This window comes from Pseudomonas sp. UFMG81 (genome assembly GCF_015354575.1).
Classification (GTDB): Bacteria; Pseudomonadota; Gammaproteobacteria; order Pseudomonadales; family Pseudomonadaceae; genus Aquipseudomonas.
The window spans coordinates 18790-27008 of the sequence record NZ_JACAFQ010000063.1; the positions used below are offsets into that span (position 1 = coordinate 18790).

Annotated in this window: 8 protein-coding genes and 2 pseudogenes; 4 read left to right on the forward strand and 6 right to left on the reverse strand. The window is 63.0% G+C overall.

What is annotated here, in order from left to right; translation table 11 throughout:
* Window positions 1-92 precede the first annotated feature (92 nt).
* Window positions 93-566: a cyclic nucleotide-binding domain-containing protein gene (locus IX761_RS26465; RefSeq protein ID WP_194792430.1), complete on the forward strand. Its 474-nt coding sequence runs from the start codon at window positions 93-95 to the stop codon at window positions 564-566.
* On the opposite strand, the gene IX761_RS26470 is transcribed toward IX761_RS26465, so the two are convergent.
* Complete coding sequence (locus IX761_RS26470) at window positions 563-838, reverse strand: hypothetical protein (RefSeq protein ID WP_194792431.1); 276 nt, start codon at window positions 836-838, stop codon at window positions 563-565. The two genes, IX761_RS26465 and IX761_RS26470, sit on opposite strands and share 4 nt — an antisense overlap.
* 133 nt (window positions 839-971) lie before the next feature.
* Between IX761_RS26470 and IX761_RS26475 the strand changes: the two genes are divergently transcribed.
* Both IX761_RS26475 and IX761_RS26480 read left to right on the forward strand, forming a co-directional pair.
* Complete coding sequence (locus IX761_RS26475; RefSeq protein WP_194792432.1) at window positions 972-1337, forward strand: YajD family HNH nuclease; 366 nt, start codon at window positions 972-974, stop codon at window positions 1335-1337.
* A gap of 74 nt (window positions 1338-1411) precedes the next feature.
* A complete protein-coding gene (locus tag IX761_RS26480) occupies window positions 1412-1882 on the forward strand; it encodes an RNA methyltransferase (protein ID WP_046856681.1) in 471 nt (156 codons plus the stop codon).
* A 116-nt stretch (window positions 1883-1998) separates the two neighbouring features.
* On the opposite strand, the gene IX761_RS26485 is transcribed toward IX761_RS26480, so the two are convergent.
* From IX761_RS26485 to IX761_RS26505, 5 genes and pseudogenes are all read right to left on the reverse strand, one after another.
* Window positions 1999-3489, reverse strand: coding sequence for an aldehyde dehydrogenase (locus IX761_RS26485; RefSeq protein WP_194792433.1), 1491 nt, complete (start codon window positions 3487-3489; stop codon window positions 1999-2001).
* A 1-nt stretch (window position 3490) separates the two neighbouring features.
* Window positions 3491-4393 carry a dihydrodipicolinate synthase family protein gene (locus tag IX761_RS26490; RefSeq protein WP_194792434.1) on the reverse strand — a complete coding sequence of 301 codons (903 nt, stop codon included), beginning with the start codon at window positions 4391-4393 and terminating at the stop codon, window positions 3491-3493.
* A 66-nt stretch (window positions 4394-4459) separates the two neighbouring features.
* The gene (locus IX761_RS26495) at window positions 4460-5788 is read right to left on the reverse strand and encodes an MFS transporter (protein WP_194792435.1); all 1329 of its coding nucleotides are present in this window, start codon (window positions 5786-5788) and stop codon (window positions 4460-4462) included.
* A 186-nt stretch (window positions 5789-5974) separates the two neighbouring features.
* Window positions 5975-7294, reverse strand: coding sequence for an NAD(P)/FAD-dependent oxidoreductase (locus IX761_RS26500; RefSeq protein ID WP_194792436.1), 1320 nt, complete (start codon window positions 7292-7294; stop codon window positions 5975-5977).
* Window positions 7295-7385: 91 nt separating this feature from the next.
* Window positions 7386-7652, reverse strand: a pseudogene (locus tag IX761_RS26505) (FCD domain-containing protein); the annotation flags it as partial.
* Window positions 7653-7837: 185 nt separating this feature from the next.
* Between IX761_RS26505 and IX761_RS26510 the strand changes: the two are divergent.
* Window positions 7838-8219 (forward strand): annotated as a pseudogene (locus IX761_RS26510) (site-specific integrase); the annotation flags it as partial.

The window sequence follows — 8219 nt, forward strand, 5'->3', positions numbered from 1 at the left end:
ACCGTGCAGTACCTGTGGGAGCCGGCTTGCCGGCGATAGGGCCCGGTGATGCGCCACAGCTCTCGGACAACATACGCCAAGAAGAACAACCCATGCCCGACACCCAGCACCTCAACGCCGAAATCCGCGACATGCTCATGGACTGCGGCCTGTTCGACACCTTGCAGCCCAGCGACTTCCTCAGCGCCGCCGGCTATTTCAGCCTCACCGCCATCGCCGAGGGCCAGACCATTTTCAACGAAGGCGACGCCGGCACCTTCATGTGCATCCTGCACCGCGGCGTGGTCTCGGTACGCAAGACCGACGGCAACGGCGCAGCAGTGGAGATCGCCACCCTGCGCAAGGGCCGCGCCTTCGGCGAGATGGCGGTGCTCGACGGCGAGCGGCGCTCGGCCACGTGCGTGGCGGCCAGCGACTGCCAGTTGCTGACATTGGGCAAGGACTCGCTGGAGAAGATGCTCAACGACGCCCCCCGCATCGCCGCACGGATCATCCGCGCGCTGGCGGTGGCGTTGTCCAAGCGCTTGCGCATGCAGGACGGCCAGCGCCTGGCGCAGCAGGTTTAATTGGCTTTTCCTGGCGGCTTCTGCGAATTCGGGTCCAGCCCGGGCAACGGCTGGTCCTTCGGTGGCCCCGGCAGTGGCATGGGCGGCAGCAACGGCGTACCGGGCTGCTGGCCGCCGGCCTTGGGCGGGGTGCTCGGAGTGATCTGCGGGTAAGGCGTGGGCGTCGGCGTGCCGGGGGCGCCGGGCGCAGGAGTGAGCGGCCGAGTCTGGCCGGCGGCATCGACCTGGGGTGCGATGGCCAACAGCAGCGTGGTGAGGATCGCATGCAGCATCTGCAACCTCCTGTCAGAAACCTTCCTACAGGCTAGGCCGAACTGCGCAATTTCGCCTGTCCGCTCGCCCCACAGCCGCGCTAGACTCGATGACATAACCGTCATTCAGCCTGATCAGAAAAAAGGTAACACCATGAGCTCCACCTCCGACGCCACCGCCCGCCTCGACCGCATCCTTGCCGACGCCAAGCGCGACAAGGAAATGGGCTACCGCGACAAGGCGCTGAAGATGTACCCCCACGTCTGTGGCCGCTGCACCCGCGAATTCTCCGGCAAGCGCCTGTCGGAGCTGACCGTGCACCACCGCGATCACAACCACGACAACAACCCGCAGGACGGCTCCAACTGGGAGCTGTTGTGCCTGTACTGCCACGACAACGAGCACTCGCGCTATACCGACCAGCAGTATTTCGGCGAAGGCTCGCTGAGCACGCCGAAGGTCGCCGTGGCCACCCACAACCCGTTCGCCGGCCTGGCCGCGCTGATGAAGAAAGACTGACCGTCGATTCACCCGCCCCATGCTGTCGGCAAGCCCGTATAATCGCGCTCTTTTTTTGCGAAGGGCCCCGACACGTGGCGAACAAACGGTACAGCTGCATCGGCCTGTTCAACCCTAAATCCGCCGAGAACGTCGGCTCCGTGATGCGCGCGGCCGGCTGCTATGGGGTCAATTCGGTGTTCTACACCGGCAAGCGCTACGAGCGCGCCCGCGACTTCGTCACCGACACCAAGCGCGTGCACTACGACATTCCGCTGATCGGCATCGACGATTTGCAGCGCATCATCCCGCTGGGCTGCACGCCGGTGGCGGTGGAGCTGGTGGACGGCGCACGGCCGTTGCCGGAATACACTCACCCGGACCGGGCGATCTATATCTTCGGGCCTGAGGATGGCTCGTTGAGCGAGGATGTGCGGGGGTGGTGCGAAGAGACCATCTATATTCCGACCCAGGGCTGCATGAACCTGGCGGCGACGGTGAATGTGGTGCTGTATGACCGCATGGCCAAGGGCTTGAATACCCGCTCGGGGCCGAAGTTCAAGTAAGCAGGCCTGGCCCTATCGCCGGCAAGCCGGCTCCCACAGGGTGTGGGAGCTGGCTTGCCAGCGATAGGGCCAGTGGCGGTGCCGAACTCCGTCAGAACAGCACCGGTACTGCTCGGTTACGAAGCATTGATCCAGATGGTCTTCAGCTCCGTGTACTGATCATGGGCCCAGATCGACTTGTCGCGCCCGCCAAATCCAGACTCTTTGTAGCCCCCGAACGGCGTCGAGGCATCGCCCTCGCCAAAGCAGTTCACCGTCACCACCCCCGCGCGAATCTCCCGCGACAGGCGCAGCGCGTTGCGCAGGCTACCGGTGTAAGCCGAGGCGGCCAGGCCATAGATGGTGTCGTTGGCCAGCTCGATGGCCTCGTCGATCGTCTCGAAGCTGGTCACGCTCAGTACCGGCCCGAAGATCTCTTCGACGAACAGCTTGTCGTCACGCGCCACGCCATCGACGATGGTCGGCTGCACGAACACACCCGCTTCGGTCTCGCCGCCCTGCACCACCTTGAGCTTGCGCTCGGCGGCGTACGCCAGGTACGACCGGACCTTCTCGAAGTGCGCCTTGCTGACCATCGCGCCCAGGCGGTTGTCCGGGTCCAGCGGGTCGCCCAGTTTCCAGTCCTTCAGGTGCTTGCCGATCAGGCCCAGCAGCTCGTCCTTGACGTCCTTGTGCACGATCAGCCGCGAAGACGCCGAGCAGTTCTCGCCCATGTTCCAGAACGCACCGGCGGTGACGAACTGCGCCACTTCATCGAGGTCTTCGCAGTCGTTCATGACCACGGCCGGGTTCTTGCCACCCAGCTCCAGGACGATGCGCTTGAGGTTGGACTCGGCCGCATATTTGAGGAACAGCCGCCCGGTATCGGTGGAGCCGGTGAAGCTGACCATCGGGATGTCCATGTGCCGGCCAATGGCCTCGCCCACTTCGCGGCCACCGCCAGGCACCAGGTTGAACACACCGGCTGGCACGCCAGCCTGGTGCGCCAGCTCGGCCACGCGCAGGGCACTGAGGGTGGTTTCCTTGGCCGGTTTGACCACGATCGAGCAACCGGCGGCCAGCGACGGGGCGATCTTCCAGGCCAGCATCAGCAGCGGGAAGTTCCACGGCAGCACCAGGCCGACCACGCCGATGGCTTCGCGCACCACCATGGTCACTGCGGCGTTGCCGGTAGGGGCGGTGTTGTCGTAGATCTTGTCGATCAGCTCGGCGTGCCAGCGAATGGTGTGGATAGTCTCCGGCACGTCGACGTTCTGGCACTCGCTGACCGGCTTGCCACTGTCCAGGCTTTCCAGCACGGCCAGTTCGTGGGCGTTGTCTTCCAGCAATTGGGCGAATTTCAGCAGGATGTGCTTGCGCTCACCCGGTTGCAGCTTGGCCCACGAACCGTCTTCGAACACGCGCTTGGCAGCCGCTACGGCAACATCCACATCCTGCACATCGCAGGCGGCAACTTCGGCCAGTTGCTGGCCGGTGGCCGGGTTGGTGGTAACAAAGGTGCGGCCCGAGATCGCATCGCGGAATTCACCGTCGATAAACGCTTGGGTACGCAGTTGCAGGTCGGCGGCGATGGCCGCGTATTGAGCCTTGCTCAGCAGGTCAGCCATTTCAGGCACCTCCGGTGATCTGGGCGATGTTGCGCTTGAGTTCGGTGACCACCCGCGCCAGCTCTTGCTTCTCGGCAGCATCCAGGTCTTGCAGCGGCTTGCGCACGCCGCCGGTCTTCAGGCCGTTGAGGGCGACGCCGTGCTTGATCGCCTGGACGAACTTGCCACCTTCGAGGAAGTCCATCAGCGGCATCATGGCGCCCATGATGCGGCGGCCTTTGTCGAAGTCTTTTTCGATCACGCAGGCCTCGTACAAGGCCACGTGCTCGCGCGGGATGAAGTTGGAACCGGCGCAGACCCAGCTCTTGGCGCCCCAGGCGAAGAATTCCAGGGCCTGGTCGTCCCAGCCGCACGACAGCTGGATGTTCGGGCGCTGGATGGCCAGGCGGTGCAACTGGGCCATGTCGCCCGAACTTTCCTTGATGGCGACGATGTTCTTCACGTCGGCCACGGCGTCGAAGAATTCCTCACCCATGCTCACGCTCATGCGGCCCGGGTAGTTGTAGAGCATGATCGGCAGCCCGGCGGCGGCATCGACCGCTTTGACATGCAGGGCGATTTCCTGCTGGGTCGGCAGCGCATACGGCGGGGTACCGACCAGCAGCGCATCGGCCTTGATCTCCTTGGCGTGGCTGGCGAAGGCCACCGCGTCTTCAGTGCGGATGCCACCGGTGCCGACGATCAGCGGCAGGCGACCGTTGAGCACGTCCTTGGCCTGGGCGGCCAGCTCGACGCGCTCCTGGGTGGTGTGGGCGTAGTACTCGCCGGTGGAGCCGCCAATGATCACGCCGTGGATCTTCGACTCCACCAGGTATTCCAGGACATCGGCAAAGGCTGCCTTGTCGATCGAGCCGTCGGCGGCCAGTGGGGTGATTGCCGGGGTGTAGATGCCTTCGAATTTCACGATGAGGTTCTCCAGTGAACGCAAGGTTTCAGGCCGCGCCGGTCACACCCGGCGCGGTGTGACGAATCAAGCCAAAGACGCTGCCTGCTGCAGGTTCAGCGAGCGGGTTTCCGGGGCCAGGGCGTACGACACCACCAACCCGACCAAGGTGACGGCGGCGGCGGCATACATGGTGAAGGCGATGCCGTGGCTATCCAGCACCATCGGCACCAGCCAGGTACCGACCGCCGCACCAACGCGAGACAACGAAGTGCCGACGCCCACGGCGTTGGCACGAATTTCGGTGGGGAACAGTTCGTTGGGGTACACCAACTGCAGCACCTGGGCGCCGCCGATGAACAGCGCATAGGCGCCAAACAGGCCGAGGATCAGCAGCTCGGACCCGGCGTGGAACACCCCCAGCCCCAGCAGGGCCAGGCCCGACCAGAAGAAGCTGTGGATCAGCATGTTGCGCCGGCCCATGCTGTTGATCAGGCGCGTGGCGATGATGCAGCCGACCACGAACAGCAAGGTGATCGCCACCGAGCCAAACGAAGCCCAATCACCCTTGAGGTTGAGCGCGCCCAGCACCTTCGGGGCGAAGGCGTACACGGCGAATACCGGGATCACCGAGCAGGACCAGAACACCGCGACGAACATCATGCGTTTGCCATAGCCCGAGTGCAGCAGGCTGAGGAACGAGAGCTTCTTCTGCTCCGGCTCCTCGGGCAGGTTGCGCAGCGAGAAGCCATTGCCGTAGACGCCCTTGATCACCGCTTCGGCTTCGCTGGCGCGGCCCTTGCTGAGCAGCCAGCGTGGCGACTCGGGGGTACCCAGGCGGATCAGGAACAAAATGGCACCGATCAGCGCGGGGCTGGCCAGCACCAGGCGCCAGGCATCATCCCCGCCGTGGCGCAGCAACAAATCGCCGAGGATGTAGGCTGCGGCAGCACCGGCAAACCAGAGGATGGTCAAGGTGGCCAGACGCGGGCCGCGATTCTTCTTGGGCAGGAATTCCACCAGCAGCGAAGTGGCCACCGGGTATTCGATACCCACCGCGATGCCCACCACAAAGCGAAGCAGAAACAGCACCAGCCCCGACTCGACCCAGTACTGGCTGACCGAGGCCAGGATGAACAGCAGCGGGCCGACGAAGAACACCCGCTTGCGTCCGAAGCGGTCGGTCAACCACCCGCCGAGGAAACCACCGAAGAAGATCCCGATCAGCGCCGAGGCGGCGATCATGCCCTGCCAGAAGCTGCTCAATGAAAGCCCCGCGGCCATCTGCACCATGGCCACGCCGATGATGCTCAGTACATAGCCGTCGACGAAGGAACCTCCGCCGGAACGCACGGTGAGGAATTGGTGAAAGCGATTAAGCGGTACATCTTCGATAGATACATTGTTAGTTGTCATTGTTTTCTCCTGCCACCATCAAACGCACCCTGATTTCCGGCCGAACGAGCCCGCGACGCTGAAATAAACTTCAGCACCGGGCACCCGAAGTTGCACTTCGAGCGGAAACAGCACGCAATAGAAACCGCAGGCCGGGTATTGGCTACCCAGCGAATAACACCGTCAGTTACAACGCTTTAGTTCACGTCAACTTTCTTGCCCGGCGCGGTACTGGCCCCATTTGAGATTGAGGTTCAGCCCAAGCGACACCAGCGCTGCCGGTGGGTTGGCACAGGGCCCCGGCGCATTCAGGACAAAATCGATCAATTCATTGCTCTCGCCGGCCAACCAGTCGGCCAGCAACTTGCCGGTGGCCGTGCCGCGGGTCACACCCAGGCCGTTGCAGCACAGGGCGCCATAGACATTGGGCGCCAGCTCGCCGAAGTAGCCCATGTGGTTGCGCGACATTGCCAGCGCGCCGCCCCAGGTGAACTCGAATGGCAGGCCGCCGAGCATCGGGAAACGTCGCTCGAACGAATCGCGATGGCGCAGGGCGAAACGCTCCAGGTACTTCTGGTTGGCCCGGCCATCGGGGTTGAAACTGAAACTGTTGCGCACCAGCAGGCGGTTGTCCGGAGTGCGGCGCACGGTGGTGCCAAACGGGTCGGCCGGGATCACCCCCCAGTAGGGCTTGCCGCCCAGTCGCGCCTGCTCTTCGGCCGTCATCGGCCGGGTCAGGCTGGCATAGGTGAACACCGGCAGCATGCGGCCCTTGAGGAAACCGAAACTCATGCCGAAGGCGTTGGTGGTGAGGATCAGCTTGTCGGTGGTGATCGAACCGTAGGCATGGCGCAGCACGGTCTTGTTGCCGTACTCGACCTCGGTGATCGGCGTGCGCTCGTACAGGGTGACATTGGCCGGCAAGTTGTCGGCCAGGCCCTTGACCAGCGCCGATGGCTGGATCAACGAGGTGCCCGGGGTGAACAGGGCCTTGCGGTAGAAGTGGGTGCCGATGTGCTCGGGCAGTTCGCTGGCCTCGAGCATCTGGTAGGGCTGGCCGAGCTTGTCCAGGCCACGGCGGTAGGCCTCGAGCACGGCGATGCCGCGGGGTTCGACGGCGGCCTGGTACTTGCCGCAGTGCTTCATCTGGCAATCGATCTGGTAGCGATCCACCAGTTCCTTGAGATACGACTGACCACTGAGGTTGAGCTTGAGCGTCGTCCTGGCCACGCCGATGTCGCCGATGTAGTCGTCGGCACCGATGTCGTGGGGCAGGTCGATGGCGAACCCGGCGTTGCGCCCGGACGAACCGAAACCGACGTCCTGTGCCTCCAGCAGCACGATCTGCTCGTCGGGGAAGTTCAGCGCCAGCTGGCGGGCGGCGGCCAGGCCAGTGAAACCGGCACCGACCACGACCCAGCGCGCCGTGCTGTGGCCGCTGTGCGGCGCCTTGATGCGCCGGCCTTTGCTCAGGTGATACCAACCGCACGTACTGTCGTCGGCGGGCAACGAGGTGATCTTTGTCATGTCAGGAACCAGATATTGTTTTTAGCTTCTGTTCCTCATCACGCCCGCCCCTTCCGGCCTCCTGCCGGAAGATTGGGGGTGGCGGTGAGTGTCACGTCAAGGCCAATGCCACTTCCATTCCCTGGGGCGCCGCGTACTCGGCCATGCGGCGACGGGACAGCTCGAAGTGCTCGCGCACCAGCTGCCCGGCGGTTTGCGGATCGCGGCGCTCGATCGCCTCGATCATCTGATCGTGTTGCGTGCAGGCAAGCTCAAGGTCGCGCTGCATGTCATCGGTGGTCGGGTGGCGGTAGAAGATCTTGCCCAGGCGCGTGTGGTCGATCAGCAACCGGCGCAGGCTGGGCATCAGGTAGTCGTAAGAGCCTGTTTTGCCTGCTTTGTCACTTTTGGACATGGTTTGATTCTCCTTTAATCCTGTATTTTCAGTGCTTTAGGGGGTAGAGACAGGCGCTTAAACACAGGAAAATAAAACGTTAGGTTTTTCGCTGGCTGTCCGATGCCCCTGACTATACTTAGAAAAGTTATGTTTTATGAGGGAGCAACATGGGTTTCCAAGTCATAGAGCTGGTGGTGAATGCTGCTCGAAGAAAGCTGCTGGTGCAAGACTACATCCCTGTGTACTACCCCAACCTATACGTCACCATGGAGCACTCGGGCAGAGCCCTCGAAACGACCAAAAAGTACCTTGAGCATCTGGCTGTGTTTGAGGAGTTTCTGGCTTTTTCCACCATTGATCTGATTTCTCACCTCGAACAGCGACCTCACAGCCAATACCTGACAGACAGTGAGCTTTCTAGGTTTGTGTCGGACGCGGGGTTTAGCAAAGAAACCTTGGCCATGAAGTATGCGGGGGTGCGCTTACATCCGACTGCCTACAAATCCGTCGGCAAAGCCCATGCGCAGCAGCGAATCGAGGCGGTGCGCG

Coding starts and splice junctions, on each gene's coding strand:
- IX761_RS26465 (WP_194792430.1), top strand. CDS start 93: ATGCCCGACACCCAGCACCTCAACGCCGAAATCCGCGACATGCTCATG.
- IX761_RS26470 (WP_194792431.1), bottom strand. CDS start 838: ATGCTGCATGCGATCCTCACCACGCTGCTGTTGGCCATCGCACCCCAG.
- IX761_RS26475 (WP_194792432.1), top strand. CDS start 972: ATGAGCTCCACCTCCGACGCCACCGCCCGCCTCGACCGCATCCTTGCC.
- IX761_RS26485 (WP_194792433.1), bottom strand. CDS start 3,489: ATGGCTGACCTGCTGAGCAAGGCTCAATACGCGGCCATCGCCGCCGAC.
- IX761_RS26495 (WP_194792435.1), bottom strand. CDS start 5,788: ATGACAACTAACAATGTATCTATCGAAGATGTACCGCTTAATCGCTTT.
- IX761_RS26500 (WP_194792436.1), bottom strand. CDS start 7,294: ATGACAAAGATCACCTCGTTGCCCGCCGACGACAGTACGTGCGGTTGG.